This window comes from Lentzea sp. (assembly GCF_036380075.1).
Taxonomy (GTDB): Bacteria; Actinomycetota; Actinomycetes; order Mycobacteriales; family Pseudonocardiaceae; genus Lentzea.
In genome coordinates, this window is sequence record NZ_DASVFL010000067.1 from 101066 (window position 1) to 120301 (window position 19236).

General features: G+C 70.8%; 22 protein-coding genes and 1 pseudogene. 11 read left to right on the forward strand and 12 right to left on the reverse strand.

Annotation, left to right across the window (positions count from 1 at the left end):
- Window positions 1-25 precede the first annotated feature (25 nt).
- A pseudogene (locus VF330_RS08510) lies at window positions 26-1204 on the reverse strand (homogentisate 1,2-dioxygenase); the annotation flags it as partial.
- A gap of 76 nt (window positions 1205-1280) precedes the next feature.
- On the opposite strand from VF330_RS08510, the gene VF330_RS08515 reads away from it, so the two are divergent.
- The 4 genes from VF330_RS08515 to VF330_RS08530 are packed head-to-tail and all read left to right on the forward strand — an operon-like array spanning window position 1281 to window position 5075.
- Entirely contained in the window at window positions 1281-2144 is an 864-nt protein-coding gene (locus tag VF330_RS08515; RefSeq protein ID WP_330850954.1) for a hypothetical protein, read from the forward strand.
- Window positions 2141-3304, forward strand: a complete 1164-nt coding sequence (fahA, locus tag VF330_RS08520; protein ID WP_330850955.1) for a fumarylacetoacetase — start codon at window positions 2141-2143, stop codon at window positions 3302-3304. The genes VF330_RS08515 and fahA overlap by 4 nt, the downstream gene beginning before the upstream one ends.
- Entirely contained in the window at window positions 3304-3936 is a 633-nt protein-coding gene (locus tag VF330_RS08525) for an IclR family transcriptional regulator (protein ID WP_330850956.1), read from the forward strand. The genes fahA and VF330_RS08525 overlap by 1 nt, the downstream gene beginning before the upstream one ends.
- The gene (locus VF330_RS08530) at window positions 3933-5075 is read left to right on the forward strand and encodes a VWA domain-containing protein (protein ID WP_330850957.1); all 1143 of its coding nucleotides are present in this window, start codon (window positions 3933-3935) and stop codon (window positions 5073-5075) included. Before VF330_RS08525 ends, VF330_RS08530 begins: the two co-directional genes overlap by 4 nt.
- 159 nt (window positions 5076-5234) lie before the next feature.
- Here VF330_RS08530 and VF330_RS08535 read toward each other — a convergent pair whose 3' ends face one another.
- Window positions 5235-5684: a MarR family winged helix-turn-helix transcriptional regulator gene (locus VF330_RS08535; RefSeq protein ID WP_330850958.1), complete on the reverse strand. Its 450-nt coding sequence runs from the start codon at window positions 5682-5684 to the stop codon at window positions 5235-5237.
- A gap of 74 nt (window positions 5685-5758) precedes the next feature.
- Between VF330_RS08535 and VF330_RS08540 the strand changes: the two genes are divergently transcribed.
- Entirely contained in the window at window positions 5759-6604 is an 846-nt protein-coding gene (locus tag VF330_RS08540) for an alpha/beta hydrolase (protein ID WP_330850959.1), read from the forward strand.
- 16 nt (window positions 6605-6620) lie between these two features.
- Window positions 6621-7520: an NAD-dependent epimerase/dehydratase family protein gene (locus tag VF330_RS08545; RefSeq protein WP_330850960.1), complete on the forward strand. Its 900-nt coding sequence runs from the start codon at window positions 6621-6623 to the stop codon at window positions 7518-7520.
- Here VF330_RS08545 and VF330_RS08550 read toward each other — a convergent pair.
- Both VF330_RS08550 and VF330_RS08555 read right to left on the reverse strand, forming a co-directional pair.
- A complete protein-coding gene (locus VF330_RS08550) occupies window positions 7492-7959 on the reverse strand; it encodes a hypothetical protein (RefSeq protein ID WP_330850961.1) in 468 nt (155 codons plus the stop codon). The two genes, VF330_RS08545 and VF330_RS08550, sit on opposite strands and share 29 nt — an antisense overlap.
- Before the next feature lie 14 nt (window positions 7960-7973).
- Window positions 7974-8438: a hypothetical protein gene (locus VF330_RS08555; RefSeq protein ID WP_330850962.1), complete on the reverse strand. Its 465-nt coding sequence runs from the start codon at window positions 8436-8438 to the stop codon at window positions 7974-7976.
- 113 nt (window positions 8439-8551) lie between these two features.
- On the opposite strand from VF330_RS08555, the gene VF330_RS08560 reads away from it, so the two are divergent.
- From VF330_RS08560 to VF330_RS08575, 4 genes are all read left to right on the forward strand, one after another.
- Window positions 8552-9316 carry a DUF2470 domain-containing protein gene (locus VF330_RS08560; protein ID WP_330850963.1) on the forward strand — a complete coding sequence of 255 codons (765 nt, stop codon included), beginning with the start codon at window positions 8552-8554 and terminating at the stop codon, window positions 9314-9316.
- Window positions 9317-9410: 94 nt separating this feature from the next.
- Complete coding sequence (locus VF330_RS08565) at window positions 9411-10109, forward strand: CPBP family intramembrane glutamic endopeptidase (RefSeq protein WP_330850980.1); 699 nt, start codon at window positions 9411-9413, stop codon at window positions 10107-10109.
- Between the two features lie 147 nt (window positions 10110-10256).
- Window positions 10257-11444: an arginine deiminase gene (locus VF330_RS08570; RefSeq protein ID WP_414675357.1), complete on the forward strand. Its 1188-nt coding sequence runs from the start codon at window positions 10257-10259 to the stop codon at window positions 11442-11444.
- A gap of 99 nt (window positions 11445-11543) precedes the next feature.
- Entirely contained in the window at window positions 11544-12107 is a 564-nt protein-coding gene (locus tag VF330_RS08575; protein WP_330850965.1) for a ferritin, read from the forward strand.
- Between the two features lie 67 nt (window positions 12108-12174).
- Here the strand turns inward: VF330_RS08575 and VF330_RS08580 are convergent, their stop codons facing one another.
- From VF330_RS08580 to VF330_RS08610, 7 genes are all read right to left on the reverse strand, one after another.
- On the reverse strand, window positions 12175-13308 hold the full coding sequence (locus tag VF330_RS08580) for an RNA polymerase sigma factor (protein WP_330850981.1): 1134 nt from the start codon (window positions 13306-13308) through the stop codon (window positions 12175-12177).
- Complete coding sequence (locus VF330_RS08585) at window positions 13308-13715, reverse strand: YciI family protein (protein WP_330850966.1); 408 nt, start codon at window positions 13713-13715, stop codon at window positions 13308-13310. Before VF330_RS08585 ends, VF330_RS08580 begins: the two co-directional genes overlap by 1 nt.
- A gap of 464 nt (window positions 13716-14179) precedes the next feature.
- Window positions 14180-14968 carry a hypothetical protein gene (locus VF330_RS08590; RefSeq protein ID WP_330850967.1) on the reverse strand — a complete coding sequence of 263 codons (789 nt, stop codon included), beginning with the start codon at window positions 14966-14968 and terminating at the stop codon, window positions 14180-14182.
- A gap of 3 nt (window positions 14969-14971) precedes the next feature.
- A complete protein-coding gene (locus VF330_RS08595; protein ID WP_414675356.1) occupies window positions 14972-15496 on the reverse strand; it encodes a SigE family RNA polymerase sigma factor in 525 nt (174 codons plus the stop codon).
- Between the two features lie 87 nt (window positions 15497-15583).
- Complete coding sequence (locus VF330_RS08600) at window positions 15584-15922, reverse strand: DUF952 domain-containing protein (RefSeq protein WP_330850969.1); 339 nt, start codon at window positions 15920-15922, stop codon at window positions 15584-15586.
- A 60-nt stretch (window positions 15923-15982) separates the two neighbouring features.
- Window positions 15983-16918: a DUF5926 family protein gene (locus VF330_RS08605; protein ID WP_330850970.1), complete on the reverse strand. Its 936-nt coding sequence runs from the start codon at window positions 16916-16918 to the stop codon at window positions 15983-15985.
- Window positions 16919-16944: 26 nt separating this feature from the next.
- On the reverse strand, window positions 16945-17685 hold the full coding sequence (locus VF330_RS08610) for a glycerophosphodiester phosphodiesterase (RefSeq protein ID WP_330850971.1): 741 nt from the start codon (window positions 17683-17685) through the stop codon (window positions 16945-16947).
- A gap of 89 nt (window positions 17686-17774) precedes the next feature.
- On the opposite strand from VF330_RS08610, the gene VF330_RS08615 reads away from it, so the two are divergent.
- Complete coding sequence (locus tag VF330_RS08615; protein WP_330850972.1) at window positions 17775-18959, forward strand: cytochrome P450; 1185 nt, start codon at window positions 17775-17777, stop codon at window positions 18957-18959.
- Here VF330_RS08615 and VF330_RS08620 read toward each other — a convergent pair.
- Window positions 18956-19236: glycerophosphodiester phosphodiesterase family protein (locus tag VF330_RS08620; RefSeq protein WP_330850973.1), on the reverse strand; the 281-nt coding region annotated here is incomplete at its 5' end. The genes VF330_RS08615 and VF330_RS08620 overlap by 4 nt on opposite strands.

Genomic DNA, 19236 nt, shown 5'->3' on the forward strand with positions numbered 1-19236 from the left:
AGTAGCGAGGACCCCCGACAGAAAATCAGGCCGGACCGCGACGGGCCCACGTCCACGCGTACGCCGGGTCCTCACAGGCCTCCGCCGCCTCGCCCATCTCGAGCGGGCGGAACGTGTCGACCATGACCGCGGTCTCGTCGAAGTAGTCCACTCCCAGCGACGCCTCGACCGCTCCGGGCTGCGGGCCGTGCGTGCAGCCGGACGGGTGCAGCGACATCGAGCCGACGCCGATGCCGGAGCCCTTGCGCGCCTCGTAGTTGCCGCCGACGTAGAACATCAGCTCGTCCGAGTCGACGTTCGCGTGGTTGTACGGCACCGGCACGGCCAGCGGGTGGTAGTCGACCTTGCGCGGGCAGAACGAGCACACGACGAAGTTCGGGCCCTCGAACGTCTGGTGCACGGGCGGCGGCTGGTGCACGCGGCCGGTGATCGGCTCGAAGTCGCGGATGTTGAACGCCCACGGGTACAGGTGCCCGTCCCAGCCGACGACGTCGAACGGGTGGTTCGCGTAGGTGAACCGGGTGAGCCCCGCCCGGTGCCGCACGAGCACGTCGACGTCGGTCCCGTCGACGAGCAACGGCTCGGAGGGACCGCGGATGTCGCGCTCGCAGTACGGCGAGTGCTCCAGGAACTGGCCGGCCTTCGACAGGTAGCGCTTCGGCGGCCCGATGTGCCCGGTCGCCTCCAGCACCAGCAGCGACATCGGCGACGACGGCACCACCCGGTACGTGCACGAGGTCGGGATCACGACGTAGTCGCCGTCGCCGACCTCCAACGCCCCGTAGATCGTCTCGATGACGCCGGACCCGGTCTGCACGTACAGCAGCTCGTCACCGAACGCGTTGCGGTACAACGGCGACGGCACGGTGGCCACCACGAACCCGATGGTCACGTCCGGGTTGCCGAACAGCTTGCGCCGCCCGGTGACCGCGTCGACCTCGTCGGAGGCCCAGGTCAGGTCCTGCGTCTTGAACGCCCGCGGCTTCAGCGGCAGGTTCGGCGCGACACCGCCGCGCTCGTCCTTCACGGTCTCCGCGTTCACGATCGCGGTCGGCAGGTGCCGGTGGTAGAGCAGGGCCGAGTCGGCCGAGAACCCCTCCACTCCCATGAGCTCTTCCGCGTAGAGCCCACCGTCCGGTTTGCGGAACTGGGTGTGGCGCTTCCGGGGGATCTCCCCGACCTGGCGGTAGTAGGCCATGACGTCTCCGAAACCATCTCTGCGAGCGTTCGACTATCGGACATCTTTGTTCACTTACCGATACCCGGCTAGCGTGTCAGCCGTGTCAAGCGCTGTCGAACTCCGTGCGCCCGGTCCGCGCGGTACTCCGCCCCTGCTCGCGAGGCTCGTGGACGATGCCGCGCTGTTCCCCCCGGGGAACGCGTCGATGCCCGACGCGGTGCGCGGTCACCTCGACGGACGCGTCGGCGAGTGGTCCGGCGTCATGGGCCTCTTCCTCTGCCCCGCCTCCCGTCTCGCCGAGCTCATCACCGAGCTCATCAAGGTCAAGCCACCGAAGCCGATCGCGCTCTCCCTCGTGATCGACACCGGCCTCGGCGGCGTGCCGAAGGCCGTCTCCATCGTCGAGAGCCGCAGCGAGCTCCTGGCACTGCGCATGGTCGAGATGCCCGCACCGTCCGATGTGGACGAGGTGTGGCTCGAACGCGTGTCGGAGTTCGTCCCCGAGGACGTCATCCGCGTGGTCGAACCCCGCCGCGGCGGTGCCGAGTGGCTCGACGGCGTCCGCCGGGTCATCGAGCACGGCAGCTGGCCCAAGCTGCGCTGCGGCGGCCTGAGCACCGAGAACTTCCCGAGCGTCCAGGAGGTCGCCGACTTCCTGTCCGTCGTCAGCGGTGGCGGCGTCGCGTTCAAGGCGACCGCCGGTCTGCACAAGGCCGTCCGCTACACCGACGAGCAGGGCTTCACCCACCACGGCTTCCTGAACCTGCTCGTCGCCACGGCGCGCAGCCTGAGCGGCCGCGACGTCCGCGAGGCCCTCGCGAGCACCGACGCCGAGGCGCTCACCGCCGAGGCCAAGGCGCTCAGCGACCAGGCCGCGCACGCCGTCCGCGGCGTGTTCGCGAGCTACGGCTCGTGCTCGCTCGCCGAACCGATCGCCGACCTCGAGGAGCTTGGACTGCTGTGAGCTGGATCAGCGACCCGAGCTTCACCGAGGACCAGCCGTTCGGACCGCAGACCCTGCCCTACGGCGTCGTCGACGGGGGCGTGGCCGTCCGCGTCGGCGACCGGGCGCTGCTCCTGAAGAGCCTCGCGCTGGGCAAGTGCAGCGAGTTCGTCCAGGGCGACTCGCTCGACCCGCTGCTCGCGGCGGGCCGGCCGATCTGGAGCGTGCTGCGGGCCAAGCTGCGGGAGATCGTGTCGGCGAGCTCCGCCCCCAAGGGCGCCGAGCTCGTCGGCATCGAGACCGCGAAGCTGCCGTTCACCGTCGGCGACTACGTGGACTTCTACTCGAGCAGGCACCACGCCGAGAACGTCGGCCGCATGTTCCGCCCCGACGGCGACGCGCTCACGCCGAACTGGACGCACCTGCCGATCGGCTACCACGGCCGCGCGGGCACGGTGTACGTCTCGGGCACGGACATCAGGCGCCCGAACGGCCAGAAGCGCGGCAGCGAGGGCCCGAAGTTCGGTCCCTCGGAGCGGCTCGACATCGAGGCGGAGGTCGGGTTCGTCTGCGGCGGTCCGCCGGCGGCCGGCGTCTCGACCAGCAGGGCCGCCGAGCACGTCTTCGGCGTCGCGCTGGTCAACGACTGGTCGGCGCGCGACATCCAGGCCTGGGAGTACCAGCCGCTGGGCCCGTTCCTGGCCAAGTCGTTCGCGACGTCGATCGGCGCGTGGATCACGCCGCTGGAGGCCTTCTCGGTCGCCCGCGTCCCCACGCCGCCGCTGCCGAACAAGCTGCACGACTACCTGGCGACGGACCAGCCGTGGGGCCTGGACATCACCATCACGGTCGAGCTGAACGACACGATCGTCTCGCGGCCCCCGTTCCGGGAAATGTCGTGGTCGTTTGTGCAACAGCTCGCCCACATGACGGTGAACGGGGCTACCGTGCGCCCAGGTGATCTGTTCGCCTCCGGCACGGTCTCCGGTCCGGAGAAGGACGAACGCGGCTCGTTCCTCGAGCTCAGCTGGGGTGGCAAGGAACCGTTCAAGCTCGACGACGGCTCCACGAGGTCCTTCCTGGAGGACGGTGACACGGTCAGGCTGACCGCCACCGCTCCCGGTGAGGGCGGTTCCGTGGTCGGTCTCGCCGAGGTGGTGGGCACGATTCGGAGTGCGTGATGGTCGGAGCGACGAAGGAGAGCTCGCTGACCCTGGAACGGGGTCTGGCGCTCCTCCAGGCTGTCGCTGAGGCGGAGTCCGAGGCACCGTCGATCTCGGAGCTCGCCACGGCCATCGGCGCGTCCAGGGCCGCCGTGTACCGGCTCCTCGTCCCGCTCCAGGCGCGCGGTCTCGTGCGCAGGGAGGGGTCGAAGGTCCGGCTGGGCCTGGGCGTGCTGCGCCTGGCCTCGAACGTCCTGCCGCAGCTGCGGATGGCGGCCAACCCGGCGCTGCGCGAGCTGGCGGAGAAGGTCGGCGCCACCGCGCACCTGACCGTCGCGGACGGCGGCGAGGCCCAGGCCGTCGCCGTCGTCGAACCGTCGTGGACGGCTTTCCACGTGGCGTACCGGGTGGGGTCGCGCCACCCCGTGCACCGCGGGGCGGCCGGCAAGGCCATCTCGCAGCCCACCGAGACGTGGGTCGCCTCCGCGGGCGAGCTCCAGCCGAACGCGTTCGGCGTCGCGGCTCCCGTGCGCGGAGTGCCGGGTCTGCGGGCGTCCGTGGGTGTCGTGGCGCTGGAGAAGCTCGACGCGGACATCGTCGGCCCTCACGTCGTGCGTGCGGCCGAAGAAGTGGCAGCGGCCCTCAAATGACGGATGAACGGCTGCGGCGCTGGCGTCTGCTGCTGGGGCCGAGCGCCGAGGAGGTGTCCGAGCTCGGCGAGGACGACCAGCGGCGCGACAACGCGCTCACGGGCCTCTACGGCGGCGGTGGCGACCGCGGCGCAGGGCTCGGTGCCAGCTCGCCGCAGCTGCACCGGTGGCTGGGTGACGTCCGCAAGTACTTCCCCACGTCCGTCGTGCAGGTGATGCAACGGGACGCGATCGACAAGCTCGGTCTCAAGCAGCTCCTGCTCGAACCCGAGCTGCTCGAGTCCGTCGAGCCGGACGTGAACCTGGTCAGCACGTTGCTCCAGCTCTCCCGCGCCATCCCGGCCCGCACCCGCGACACCGCGAAGACCGTGGTGCGCAAGGTGGTCGAGGACATCGAGCGGCGCCTGGCGGACCGGCTGGTCGAGGCCGTGCGCGGCGCCGTCGACCGCTCGAAGCGCACGCACCGGCCGCAGCTGCCGGACGTCGACTGGGCGACCACGATCAAGGCGAACCTCAAGAACTACCAGCCGCAGCACCGGACCGTGATCGTCGAGGACCTGATCGGCCACCGCAGGCGCAGCCGGACCGCGGCGATGCGGGACGTCGTCCTGCTCGTCGACCAGTCCGGTTCGATGGCGGACTCGCTGGTGCACGCGGCGGTGCTCGGCTCGGCGCTCGCGTCCATCCGCTCGATCTCGACGAAGCTCGTCGTGTTCGACACCGAGGTCGCCGACCTGACCGACCAGCTCAGCGACCCGGTCGACCTGCTGTTCAGCGCCCAGCTCGGCGGCGGCACGGACATCAACCGCGCGGTCGCCTACGCCCAGACGCTCATCCGCAGGCCCACCGACACGGTCGTCGTGATCATCAGCGACCTGTACGAGGGCGGCTCGGAGTCGGAGCTCCAGCGCCGCGTCCGCGAACTGGTCGCGAGCGGCGTCACGGTCGTGAACCTGCTGGCGTTGAGCGACTCCGGCACCCCGGCCTACGACCACGAGCTGGCCGCGAAGCTCCACGCGCTGGGCGCACCGGCGTTCGCCTGCACGCCGGACAAGTTCCCCGAACTGCTGGCCGCGGCGCTGCGCAAGGACGACCTCACGCAGTGGGCAGAGGCCGAGGGCATCGCGACGGGCCGCTAGGGCCTGTCCCGTGAGTCCGTTCGATGAGAGTCACGGTCGAGCGTCCCGGAGGCGGTGCCGCCGCGGCGCCCTCATACCGGGCGTATTCGGGTGCTGCGGCGGCGCCGCCTCCGGGGCCCTCGGCCGCGACTGTCGCGGACGAGGCTCACGGGACAGGCCCTAGGCCAGTGCGTCGGCCAGCGCCGTGACGGTCCTGGCCAGCTCCGGCAGCAGCTCGGGCGGGATCTTGTCGAGCACCCGCTTGCGCGCGCTGGCCAGGTGGGCCGGCTGGGCCGCGTGCATCGCCTCCAGCCCCTCGTCGGTGAGGATCGCGTCGTTGCCGCGCGCGTCCTCGCCGTGGCGCTCCTTGAGCACCAGCCCGTGCTTGCCGAGCCCGTCGACGACCCTGGTGATCCGCGACGCCGTGAGCCCGGCCTGAGCGGCGAGCGCGGACATCCGCAGCCGCCGGCCGGGCGCCTCGCTCAACAGCAGCAGCACGGCGAACTCGGTCATCGTCACGCCGGTGCGGGACATGTCGTCCTCCAGCGCGCGGGGCAGCGAGTGCACCAACCGGCCGAGGCTCTGCCAGAGCTCGGTCTCGTCGGAGGACAGCGGGGTGAGTGCGGTCACGCTCACACCTTACTTGCCTGATCAAGCAAAAGGGGGTATTCCTTGCTTAAGCAAGCAAGCTAAGGAGTGAGTTGATGACGTCTCCCGCACCTGCGCCGGAGGGGTTCGAACACGCGTACGCCGAGGTCAACGGCGTGAACATGCACTACGTGATCGGCGGTGAGGGGCCGCTGGTGGTGCTCGTGCACGGCTGGCCGTTCAGCTGGATCGAGTTCCGCGAACTGCTGCCGTTGCTGGCGGCGCGGGGCTTCCGGGTGGTCGCGCCGGACCTGCGCGGGTCCGGCGACTCGTCGATCCCCGACGGGCACTGGACCAAGCAGGACGAGGCCGACGACCTGCACGAGCTGCTGCGCCACCTCGGTGCCGAGAACGCGTTCGTCCTCGGCACCGACGTCGGCACGATGACGGTCCACGCCTGGGCCCAGCGGTACCCGCGGGACGTCACGCGGCTCGTGCTCAGCGAGTGCTTCCTGCCCGGCTTCGGCCTGGAGGAGCACCTGTCGGGTCTGTGGCACTTCGGGTTCCACGCGCAGAGCGAGTTCGCGGCGAAGCTCGTCGAGGGCCGCGAGGAGCAGTACCTGTCGTGGTTCTACCCGCAGATGGTCCGCGGCGGCATCACCGACGACGACCACGCCGACCTGCTGCGCACCCTCACCCGGCCCGGCGGGATGCGCGGCGGGTTCGAGCACTACGCGACGGTCCTGGAGGACGGCCGCAACGCGCGCGCCGGCATCAAGGTCGAGGTCCCGGTGCTCGTGCTGCACGGCGAGTACGGCCTGCCCTCGGACGTGCTGCTCAACGGCGCTCGTGAGGCCGCCACGGACGTCCGCGCCGAGATCATCTCCGACGCCGCCCACACCTACGCCGCCGACAACCCGCACGCCACCGCCGAAGCGCTGACCCGCTTCTTCGCGGCCTGACCCCAGGAGCCGGACCATGCAGATCCTCGTCACCGGAGCCACGGGGTACGCCGGGCGCCGCGTCTCGGCCGCCCTCGCCCGCGCCGGGCACACCGTCCTCGGCCTCACCCGCGACCCCGGCAAAGCCCACGACCTGGTCGTCGACGAGGTCACGCCGGTCGAGGGCGACCTCGCGAAGCCCGACACCTGGCGCGACCACCTCGACGGCACCGACGCCGTCGTGCACCTGGTCATGGACCTCGACGACCCGGCGGGCACCGACCGTGCGTTGTTCACCGAGATCGTGGAGGCCGAGAAGCGCGACGGCCGACGGCGGCACGTCGTCTACACGACCGGCATCTCCTCCTACGGCCGCACCGGCGTGCCGCTGATGGACGAGAACACGCCTGGCAACCCGGACAGCCCGATCGGGTTCCGCTTCGCCCTGGAACGCGAGCTGGCGGCGACCGGCTTGGCGCACACGGTCGTGCGGCCCGGCTTCCTGTACGGCGGCCCGGCGACCACGTCCATGACCGCGCAGTGGTTCGCGGCGGCGGAGGCGGGCGCGCCGGTGTTCTACGGCGACACGGCCAAGCGTTGGAGCTGGGTGCACGTCGACGACCTCGCCGACGCTTACGTCCGCATCCTCGACCGTGGAGCGGAGAACGAGGTGTACGTGGTCGCCGACGACCAGCGCCTGCCCGCGCTGGAGGTCCAACGGATCGCCGTGCGCGCGGCGGGCTTCACCGGCGAGATCCGGCTGGAGCCTGCGGAGGCGGGCGGGTTCATGCAGGTCGCGGCCGACCAGGACGAGCTCGTGTCCAGCGCCAAGGCCCATCGGCTGCTCGGCTGGCGGCCGCGGCACGTCTCGTTCACCGACGCGCCCGAGCGGCACCACCGGGCGTGGGTCAGCGGTCGATCACCCGTCCGCGTGTGAGGAACGCGAGGCCTCGCGTCATCGCCACCACGCGCCCCCGCTCGTCCGGCCCCGCGATCCAGATCCGCCCGGTGTGCCGGACGAGCACGCGCGCCCGTTCCGGCAGCTCCGGCAGCCGCAGGTTCATCTCGGAGTCGGCGACCCGCAGGTAGGCCTGGCGCCCGATCCGCCGACCGGCCACGAAGCTCACCGACACCGGGCGCCACGGGAACCGCTCCACCAGGGCGACCGTGCCGCGTCGGGTGAGGAAGTGCCGCAACCCCGGCGCGGCCAGTTCGAGCACCACCGGCACGGACAGCACGGTGAGCCAGATCCAGCCGATCACCAGCACGACCCCGAGCACCACGAGGGCGAAGAAGATGTGACCGACGGCGCGCCTGTCCGCCCGCGCGAGGCAGGTGTCACTCCACGCCGTGGTCACGTGCACGTCCACTGGCATTTCCCGCTACTTGATCATCGAAACACGCGGGCGGGAATGAGCTGCGGAACACCTCGGAACGTGACCACGGTGTTGCCCTCGGCATCCGGCCGGACGAACCAGACCCGCCGGTGCCGCGCGATCCTCCCGCGCAGCAAAGGCCCGACGCGCAGGCTCAACAACAATGGCGGCTGCCCCAGGACCACGAGCCGCCCGCCCTCCCACTTCGCGTGCGCGAAAACCCACGGCTCCCCCTCCGGCAGTCGCACCGGCCGCCGCCGCGTCACCGACCACAGGACGGCCGCGGCGAAGAACAACAGGACCAACGCCACCGGTGACGACCACGACCACGCCAGCACCAGGACGAACTGGAGCAGGAAGGCCGCGCCGGCGACCACCGTCCACGTCAGGGCACGACGGCTCGCCCGGTCCAGGCAGTGCCGGGTCCACCGATCGTCGAGCGCCGTCACCTCGGTGGACGGCTTGCTGGGCACGACCACCTGTCCGTCTTACACCTCTTCGTGTGAACCGGGTAGTGAGATGGACGGCTCCGGCGCTTCCGCGAGAACCGAACCTAAGTTAGCCTTGCCTAACCTTCTGAGGAGGTGCAGCGGTGACCGACACCCAGACCAAGCGCCCACCGGCGCCGCACGCCGCCGAGCGCGCCCGCACCATCGCGGCTCGCGGCGGTCAGGCCGCGCTGCTCCCTCAGGCGGGCAACCGCACCAGCCCGCTGTTCCACCACGTGCACCCGTGCGGCACGACGATCCTGCTGCTGCCCGACGAGCACCCGCTGGTCGGGCAGCTCTGGCAGGCGCCGCGCACCGAGGTGACGGCGATGCTGGAGATCGCCGACCAGGCGCCGGTGCCGTTGCGCGAGCCCGTCCGCGGCCTGCTGTGGCTGACGGGCTGGGTCTCGGCGCTCGACGGCCAGGAGGCGCGCGACGAGGTCCTCGCGGTCGCCGACGTGCGGCCCGACCACCGGTTGCTCGACGCCGGGCACGGCGCGTCGGTGCTGCGGCTCACGCCCGCGTCGCTGGTGATCGCGGACGCCGAGGGCACGTCGTCGATCCGGCCGGAGCAGTTCGCGAGCGCCGCGCCGGACCCGTTCTGCCGCAACGAGGACCACTGGCTGCGGCACCTGGAGAGGGCGCACCGCGACGTCGTCGGCCAGCTCGCCCGGCACCTGCCGGAGGAGCTGCGGGACGGGCACGTGCGGCCGCTCGGGCTCGACCGGTTCGGGCTGCGGCTGCGGGTCGAGGCGGAGTGCGACGACCACGACGTGCGGATCGCGTTCTCCAAGCCGGTCAGCACGGCCCAGGAGCTCGCGGCGGAACTGCGCCGGTTGATGGGCTGCCCGTTCCTCGCGCAGAGGTAGCGTCACGCAGGTGATCGAACCTGCGCAGAGTCCGACACCGATCCCCGACGCCGAGAAGCGCGGTTACCAGCTCGAACTGCTGATCGTCTTCAGCATGACGCTCGGGCTGTCCGGCCTGCGCAGCCTGGTGCGGCTGGTCGACAGCCTGCTCCAGCCGACGCCGCTCAACCAGCAGTCGGTCGCGATCAACGTCCCGCAGGCGCGCGCCGACCTGCTGGACCTCGTGGCGCAGCTGCTGGGCGTGCTCCAGCTCGCCGCGTGGGGCGGCATCGGCCTGTACCTGCTGTGGCGCACGGGGATCAAGCTCAGGGTCGTCGGGCTCGACGGCACCCGCAAGCTCGCCGACTCGCTGGGGGCGCTGGGACTGGCCGCGGTCATCGGCATCCCCGGGCTCGGGCTCTACTTCGCCGCCTGGTCGCTCGGGCTGAACCTGGCCGTGCAGCCGTCGACGCTGGACGACCAGTGGTGGATGAGCGTCGCGCTGGTCCTCGCCGCCGCCGGCAACGCGTGGGCGGAGGAGGTGCTCGTCGTCGGGTACCTGATCACCCGCCTCCAGCAGCTCGGCTGGCGGCAGTACACGGCGCTGTTCGCGGCGGCCGTCCTGCGCGGGTCGTACCACCTCTACCAGGGCTTCGGCGGGTTCGTCGGCAACCTCGTCATGGGTCTGGTGTTCGGCTTCTACTGGCAGCGCACGAAGCGCCTGTGGCCGCTCGTCATCGCCCACACGATCCTCGACGTAGTCGCGTTCGTCGGCTACGCAATGTTGCGCGGCAAAGTGAGCTGGTTGCCCTAACGATTCGGCTGTCCGCGTCGAATTGACCCGCGATCCGTTGCCAATTAAGGCTCGCGAGCGGCGATTTGTGCTGTTCAGGGTTACGCTCGCCTGGTGACTGCGCACACGATCTCCGAGACCGAAGCACTCCCGGACGCCGCGCCCCGCGTGGACAGCGAGGTCGGCCCGTTGCGCACGGTGCTGCTGCACCGGCCGGGCAATGAGCTCAAGAGGCTCACCCCGCGCAACAACGACCAGCTGCTCTTCGACGGCGTGCCGTGGGTCGGTCGTGCCCAGGAGGAGCACGACGCGTTCGCCGCGACGCTGACCTCCCGCGGCGTCGAGGTGCTGCTGCTCGGGGACGTGCTGGTGCAGGCGCTGGAGGACCACCGCGCGCGCATCGCGGGCATCCACAGCGCCGTCAACGAGCGCCGCCTCGGCATCGACCTGGCCGACGCGCTGCGCAGCCACCTCACCTCGCTGCCGGCCCCGCAGCTCGCGCAGGTGCTGATGACCGGCATGACGTTCGAGGAGCTGCCCGCGGCCGAGGGCGCGTCGCTGGTGCGCAAGATGCACCTGCCGATCGACTTCGCCGTCGACCCGCTGCCGAACCTGCTGTTCACCCGCGACTCGTCGGTCTGGGTCGGCGACCGGGTGGCCATCACGTCGCTCGCCCTGCCCGCCCGCGACCGCGAGACGACGCTGACCGACCTGATCTACGCCTACCACCCGCGGTTCCGCCGCACGGGCCGCGCGTACGGCGCCCACTCGGCGCCGTTGGAGGGCGGCGACGTGCTACTGCTCGCGCCGGGCGTCATCGCCATCGGCGTCGGGGAGCGCACCACCCCGGCGGGCGCGGAGTCGTTCGCGCGCTCCGCTCTCGCGGACGGTCTCGCGCACACGGTGCTGGCGGTGCCGATCGCGCAGGAACGCGCCACCATGCACCTCGACACCGTCTGCACGATGGTCGACCGCGACGCCGTGGTGATGTACCCGGCGATCAGCGACGCCCTCACCGCCTACCCGCTGCGCGCCGACGGCGACGGCGGCGTGCGCGTGGACGGCCCGGTGCCGTTCCTGGAGGCGGCCGCCGAGGCGATGGGCATCGAACGGCTGCGCGTGATCGACACCGGTCTCGACGTCGTCACGGCCGAGCGCGAGCAGTGGGACGACGGCAACAACACGCTGGCGGTCGGTCCCGGCCTCGTCGTCGCCTACGAGCGCAACGTCGAGACGAACGCGCGGCTGGAGGACGCCGGCGTCGAGGTGCTGCGCATCGCCGGGTCGGAGCTGGGTTCCGGCCGCGGCGGTCCCCGGTGCATGTCGTGCCCGATCGACCGCGCGCCATTGGTGTGATTCTTAGGAGCGCCTAACCTTTGTTCGGATCACCTTTCCGAACAAAGGTTAGCTTTTCCTTGAATGCAACTGCCGCTGATTTGGGTTAATGTACTCCGCATGGCCTCGAACGTGAAGAAGATCCTGTCCGGCAACAAGTCGAAGTTCCACGAGCTCCTGCAGGCCCAGGTGGGCAACGAGTTCTCGGCTTCGCAGCAGTACATCGCACTCGCCGTGTGGTTCGACAACGAGGACCTGCCGCGTCTCGCGTCGCACTTCTACAAGCAGTCCCTCGAAGAGCGCAACCACGCGATGATGATCGTGAAGTTCCTGATGGACAACGACATCGCGGTCACCATTCCCGGCGCCGAGGTGCCGATCAACGAGTTCAAGTCGCCGCGCGACCTCGTCGACCTCGCGTTGCGCCAGGAGCAGCAGGTCACCGACCAGATCGTGGCTCTCGCGAAGGCCGCCCGCGAGGAGGGCGACTACATCGGTGAGCAGTTCCTGCAGTGGTTCCTGAAGGAGCAGGTCGAGGAGGTCTCGTCGATGAAGACGCTCCTCACCGTCATGGACCGCGCGGAAGGCAACATGTTCTACGTGGAGACGTTCCTCACGCGCGAAACCGTGGGCGACGAAGGCGGCGACTCCAGCGCTCCGACCGCCGCCGGTGGCGCGCTCTGAGCTTTTCCTCCGCACAGTCGAGTGCCTGATCTCGAGGCCCGCCTCCACTCCCGGGAGGCGGGCCTTTTCAGTTGTTGAGACGTGCCGCCTGACGCGTCAGGTGTTCTCGCTCGGCTAGGTTCAACGCTTTTCGCGACGCCTCGGCGTAGAGCCGCGCGGCCGTTCGCCGGTCGCCGTCCCGTTCGTGGAGGTAAGCGGCGACGGCCGAATAGCGGGGCAATGTCTCGTCGAGTCCGGCCAAGGCCTTCAACCCGGCCCGCGGCCCGTCCGCCTCGCCCACGGCCACCGCGCGGTTGAGCCGGACGACGGGGCTGTCGGTCAGCTCCAGCAGCTCGTCGTACCACTCGACGATCTGCACCCAGTCCGTCTCCTCGGCCGCGGGGGCGTCGGCGTGCAGTGCCGCGATGGCCGCCTGCGCCTGGAACTCGCCCAGCCGGTCCTGCGCGAGCGCCGCCTGGAGGACCTCGACGCCCTCGGCAATGAGCGTCGTGTCCCACCTGCCGCGGTCCTGCTCGGCCAGCGGCACGAGCGCGCCGTCGTCCGTCGTCCTGGAAGCGCGCCGGGCGTGGTGCAGCAGCATGAGCGCGAGCAGGCCGGCCACCTCGGGGTGGTCGACCACAGCCGCGAGCTGCCGGGTGATCCTGATCGCCTCGGCGGCGAGGTCGACGTCGCCGGAGTAGCCCTCGTTGAAGACGAGGTAGAGCACGCGCAGCACCGTCGCGACGTCGCCGGGCCGGTCGAACCGCACGTCGCCGACGGTCTTCTTGGCCCGGCTGATCCGCTGGGCCATCGTCGCCTCCGGCACCAGGTAGGCCTGGGCGATCTGGCGCGTGGTCAGTCCGCCGACCGCCCTCAGCGTGAGCGCGACGGCGGACGACGGCGTCAGCGACGGGTGTGCGCAGAGGAAGTAGAGCCGCAGAGTGTCGTCCGACTCCTGCGCGGGCCCCGGCTCCGGCTCGGTGTCGACGAGGTCCTCGCGGCGCTTGCGCGCGGTGTCGGCTCTCGTCGCGTCGAGGAACTTGCGCCAGGCCGCGGTGACCAGCCAGCCCTTCGGGTCACGCGGTGGATCGGCCGGCCACACGCGCACGGCCTCGACCAGCGCGTCCTGCACGGCGTCCTCGGCCGCCGCGAAGTCGGCTCCGCGGCGGACGAGGACACCGATGACGCCGGGAGTCAGACTCCGGAGCAGGGCTTCGTCGATCATTCGGTGATCGTCGGCGCGTGCCCGTAGAACGGCCGGAGCTCCAGCCACTCGTGGATGGGCAGGCCGCCCTTGCCCGGCGCCGCCGACAGCTCCCCCGCGAGCTCGACGGCCCGCTCGTAGCTGTCGACATCGATGATCATCCAGCCGGCGATGAGGTCCTTCGTCTCCGCGAACGGCCCGTCGGTGACCGGCGGCCTGCCCTCACCGTCGTAGCGGACCCAGGTGCCCTCCTGCGCGAGCGCCTGCTCGCCGACGAACTCGCCGCGGTCCCGCAGCCGGTCGGCGAAGTCGTTCATGTACTTGATGTGGGCGCTGATCTCGTCCTGGGACCACTGGTCCATCGGCACGTCGTTCACCGCCGCCGGGGCGCCGCGGTAGTGCTTGAGCAGCAGGTACTTGGCCATCTCCGGTGTCTCCCTCTGTGCGGTCCGGCCCATCATGGCCGGTCTTCACAGCGGGGACGGAGCGGGAACCGGGTTCTCGACACGCTGCCCGGAACTTTCTCCGGAACGGTCACAACGCGGCCATCGCGCAGATACCGGAGCGGTACTCGGTGGCGTCGGGGTGGGCGCGCCGCACGTCGCCGGCCGTCGACCCGACGCGATGCCCTTCGACGTCTTCGCCTCTGCCGGGAGCGAGATCCGGACCACGCCGTACTTCTTCGAGATAGCGCTCCTCTCACCCGCCCAGCAGTCGACGAAGTCCTCGCCGATGTCGGCCGCGGTCAGGACACGGCGGCGGCGAGAGCGAGCTTGGTCGAGTTCTTCATTTCGGTTCCCCCGGAAAAGACTTGCGGATTCGAGAAAGAAAGGACGCCGAAGCCCCGCCGCACCCCCAAGGACGGCGGGACTTCGACAAGATCGTTTGGTCAGGCTCCGGGACAGTCCTGGTCGGCGAGGCGCATGCGAGCGGCGGTGACCACCGTGCCGTCGCTGTCGAAGACGTACGCCCACCTGGGCGTCGCCGTCATCTGCACCACGAGCTCGGAGCCGTTCTCCGTCGCGCCGGGGTAGGCGGCTTTCAGCTCGGCGACCGTCGAACCGGCCCCGATGTTCTTCGACGTCCTCGCGGTGCTCGGCATCTTGATCCGCACGATCCCCCTGGCCGGCGAGATCAGGACGGCGTCGGAGTCGAGGTTCGTCTGCATGGCATAGGGCCTGCACGCCGACCCGGTGGCCTCACCGGGGTTGGTGAGCGACCCGGTCTTCAGCGCGTTCTCCTCCGACATCCCCAGCGCGAGCTTGCCCCAGACGCCGGGCGAGCCCTCCTTCGGAGGCGTGGACGTGGTGCTCGGCCTGCTGGACTTCGGCGTCGAGGAGCCGCCCTGCGTGGTGCCCTGCGAGCCCGTCGGCGGGTCGACCGTCACGGTCACCGTCTGGGTGTAGGTGCTGACCGACGGCGGCGGGGTCGTCGTCGCCGCCGAGGACGAGGTCGGCATCAGCGGGCCCGCCGAGTCGTCCTCCGACGGCCGCAGCTGGGTCAGCCCCACCCCGGCGCCGATCAGGGCGACGATGGCGAACGTGCCGGCCGTGGCGGCGCGGCGGCGCCTGCGGCGGTTCGCGCCCCGCACCACGGAGTCGGTGGCGTCCGGTGTGACGTGGACGTCCAGCCGATCGTCGTTGAAGAGCCTGCGCAGCTCGTCGTCGATGTCGTCCACGGGTCAGTCCTTTCCCAGGCGTGTTCGAAGACTCGCCATCGCCTTGCTGCTCTGGCTCTTGACGGTGCCGCACGAGATCCCGAGCGCGTCCGCGATCTCGGCCTCGCTGAGGTTCTCGTAGTAGCGCAGCACGATCACCGCGCGCTGCCGCGGCGGCAGTTCGCGCAACGCCTGCCAGAGGGGTTCGTTGTCGAGCCTGCTCAGCTCGGGTGCCACGACGCCGCGGTCGGGCAGGTCGGCCACGAGGTTCTCGCGCCGGCGGCGGCGCCAGATGCTGATGTGCGTGTTCGCCATGGCCCTGCGGACGTACGCGAGCGGGTCGTCACCCTTGCGCTGCACGGCCACCCAGCGCGAACCGACCTTCTCCAGCACCGACTGAACGAGGTCGGCCGCGTCGTGCGGGTTGCCGGTCAGCGCGTGCCCGTACCGCAGGAGTCCGGGCATCGACATGCGCACGAACTCAGCGAAATCCCCCACGGTTTCCGCTCTTCCCCCGCCGCGTTCGGCGGCCCAATCCAACTGCAGCACCGCCGTCACGGCACGCCCCCTCCCCGGGAGCCCCCACCGGCTCCGAGGAGTTCACGTCTGACCGTGCGTGACGGTTGCCTTACCGAATCACAGAACGGCAACGACTTCCGGCAGTGCGAACGACCCGTCCGGAAGGCACGGGAAGTCGTGCACCTCGACGACCGCACTGACCGGGATCGGCCCGTAGACGTGCGGGAACCACAGCGGCGAGTCCGCCACCGCCTCCCACCGGACGGGCACCCCGAGCCGTGCCGGGTCGACGACGAGCAGCAGCAACCCGCTCTGCCCGTGGAAGAACTTCCCCGCCGTCACGTGCACGACGCCCCGGTCGGAGCAGTGGACGAAGTCCTCGCCCACCGCGGGTGTGATGGAGCCGGCCGACTGGGCAGCGTCCCAGCCGGCCGTCGTGATGATGTGCAGCAGCACTTGTCCACAGCTCCTTGTGGACAACCCTGTGGACAACGTCGCTCAGGGTTGCCTCGGGGGTCAGCGCAGCGTGATCTGACGGCCCCGCAGGCCCTCGCGGGCCCGGCGCTCGGCGTCGTTGAGCTGCTCGTCCGACGCCAGGGCCTCCTGCAGGCGCTTGCCCAGCGCCTCTGCCGGGTCGGCCCACTCGCGGGCGTGCATCTCGCGGTCGAGGTCCCACACCGGCACCAGCAGGCCGTGCGCGCGGAACGAGCCCGCGTAGCGCGAGCCCTCGCCCAGGTCCAGCTCGCCGCGGGCGGCCAGGCGGGCCATCGCGGACAGCAGCTTCTCCTCGGGCTCGGGGCGGACCCAGCGCAGGTGCGCCTTGTCGCCCGCGTCGACCCAGTACGCGGCCTTCACGCCGGGGGCGTCGAGGCGCTCGGTCGGCAGGATCGCGGCGTTCGCGCGCTCCAGCGACAGCGCCACGTCACCGGTGGGCTCGGTGCCCTCCGGCATCCACCAGATGAAGTCGGCGTGCAGCGTCGGCACGATCTCGGCCTCGGGGTCGAGCAGGTCCTGGAGCCGGCCGGGGTTGTCGCCGTTGTCCGGTCCGACCACGGCGAGCACCTCGCCGGTCTTAGCCTGCTGAGCCCACTGCAGCGCCCGCGCCAGGTCACGGCTGATGTCGCCGGAGCGCGTCTGCACCTGCAGACCGACGAACGGCACGTCGTCGCCGCGGATCAGACCGGCGGCGGCCATCGGCAGCACGGTGGCGAGGGTGACCTCGCGGCCGTCCTTGACCGGCAGCTTCGCGACGGCCGACGGCACGAACTCGCGCAGCGCGATCAGCTCGCACTCGGCGGCCAGGCCCTCGAACGGACGGGACACGATCACGTCGGTCGCGCCGCCGGGAGCTCCGTGGCAGGCCTTGTAGCGCTTGCCGGAGCCGCACGGGCAGGGCTGCTTCGGGTTGATCCCGTCCTTCGGTGCGTCCTTGACCGCGGTCCGCTTGGCCACCTTGGCCCTCCTCGTGCTCAGGCGTGTCAGGTGGCCAAGTTAGCCGTCAGCAGGCGGCGGGTGTTCGCCGGGGCGTTCGTCGCGAGGTAGCGGACCCCCAGGTCACGGCACAGGGCGACGTCCTCGGCGCTGTCCACCGTCCAGACGTACGTCTCGTGACCCGCGCGCCTCGCCCGATCGACGTACCCGTGGTCGTTGCGCAGCGCGTGCACACCGGGCCCGGTGTAATCGGCGAACGACGGCAGAGCGCCGGCGCGGTACCGGCCGAGGCGGTCGAGCAGCAGCACCGTGCGGATGTCCGGCGCCTGCTCGCGGAACGCCTTCACGGCCGTCGGCGAGAACGACATCATGACGATCTGGCTGTCGAGGTCGTGCCTCTTCAACGCCTCGACGAGCTTGCGTTCGACGTCGTTGCGGTACCGGACCGGGTGCTTGGTCTCGATGAAGAGCTGCACGTTCGTGCCCTTGACCAGCTCCAGCAGGTCGTCGAGCACGAGCAGTTCGGCGGCGTGTCCGTGGCGGTGCCAGCTGCCGTAGTCGTGCTTGCGCAGCTCTTCGAGTGTGAGCGCGCTGACCGTGCCGCGGCCGTTGGACGTGCGTGAGAGCGTGCGGTCGTGCACACACACGATCTCGCCGTCGCGCGACAGGCGGATGTCGCACTCCAGCCCTTCCGCGCCCTCCGCCAGGGCGAGCTCGTATGCCCCGATCGTGTGCTCGGGACGGTCGGTGGACGCACCGCGGTGCGCGACGATCGCAGGCAGCTGCACATCAGAAACGATAGTTGCCGCACAACAATTTGAGTCATCAATCAAATTGACGTGGACGAAACGCGGATCGCGACTTACCGTCCCGCCTTGTGACGTTCGACCAGCGCGATCCCGCGTTCATCGCCGACCCGTACCCGGCCTTCGCCGCCCTGCGCGAAGCCGGTGAGGTGCATCACCACGAGCAGATGGGCGTCGCCGTCGCCGTCTCGCACGCCGCCTGCTCCGCCGTGCTGCGGCACCGGTCGCTGGGCCGCATCTGGTCGGACGTGAAGCCGGTCGAGCAGTTCATGGCGTTCAACCTCCTGCACCGCAACTCGTTGCTGGAGAACGAGCCGCCCACGCACACCCGACTGCGCCGCCTGGTCGCCGCCGCGTTCGGCCGCGGCCACGTCGAGCGCCTGCGCCCGTGGGTCGCCGACCTGGCCGACCGCCTCGTCGACGACCTGGTCGTGGAGATCAAGGACACCGGCCGGTCCGACCTGCTCGCCCACGTCGCCGCGCCGCTGCCGGTCGAGGTGATCGCCGAGCTGCTGGGCGTGCCGGGCCAGGACCGCCACCTGCTCCAGCCGTGGTCGAACGCCATCGTGAAGATGTACGAGTACGGCCTCCCGCCCGAGCAGCAGGCAGCCGCCGAACGCGCCGCCGCCGAGTTCGTCGCCTACCTGCGCGAACTGGTCGCGCTGCGGCGCGTCTCGCCCGGCACGGACCTCGTCTCCGACCTCGTCGCCGTGACGGACACGGACGGCGCGCGACTCACCGAGGACGAGCTCGTCGCCACAGCCGTGCTGTTGCTGATGGCCGGCCACGAGGCGACGGTCAACGTCATCGGCAACGGCGTCTACGCCCTGATGCAGCACCGTTCGCAGTGGGAGCGCCTCTCCCCCGAACTGATGCCCACGGCCGTGGAGGAGCTCATCCGCTACGACTCGCCGTTGCAGCTCTTCGAACGCACCGCCACCGAACGCGTCGAGGTCGCCGGTCACGTCATCGAGCCCGGCGAGAAGATCGCCGCCCTGCTCGGCGCCGCCGCCCGCGACCCGCTGGTGTTCGAGAACCCCGACGCGCTCGACGTCGGCCGGGAGAAGAACCAGCACCTCGGCTTCGGCATGGGCATCCACTACTGCCTGGGCGCGCCGCTGGCCCGCATCGAGGTGGAGGCGGCGCTGTCGTCGTTGCACCGCAAGCTCCCCGGCGCCGTGCTGGCCGAGGAGCCCGAGCGCAGGGCGGAGTTCGTGATCCGCGGCCTGCACTCGCTGCCGCTCGCCACCGACTAGCGCGCCGGGTACTTACGGGGCAGCTGGAAACCGCGCTCCTTCAGGACTTCGCGCAGCCGGTCCGGGTAGTCGGTGATCAGGCCATCGACCCCGGCGTCGATCACCTCGTGCATCCGCGGCACCTCGTCGACGGTCCAGGGGACGACGGCGAGTCCGTGCCGGTGGGCGTCGGCGACCAGCTCCTTCGTGGTCATCGTGTGCACCGGCGACAGCGTCTTGGCACCGAAGGACTTCACCGCCTTCGCAACGCTGCCGCCGAAGTCCGCCAGTTCGAGAC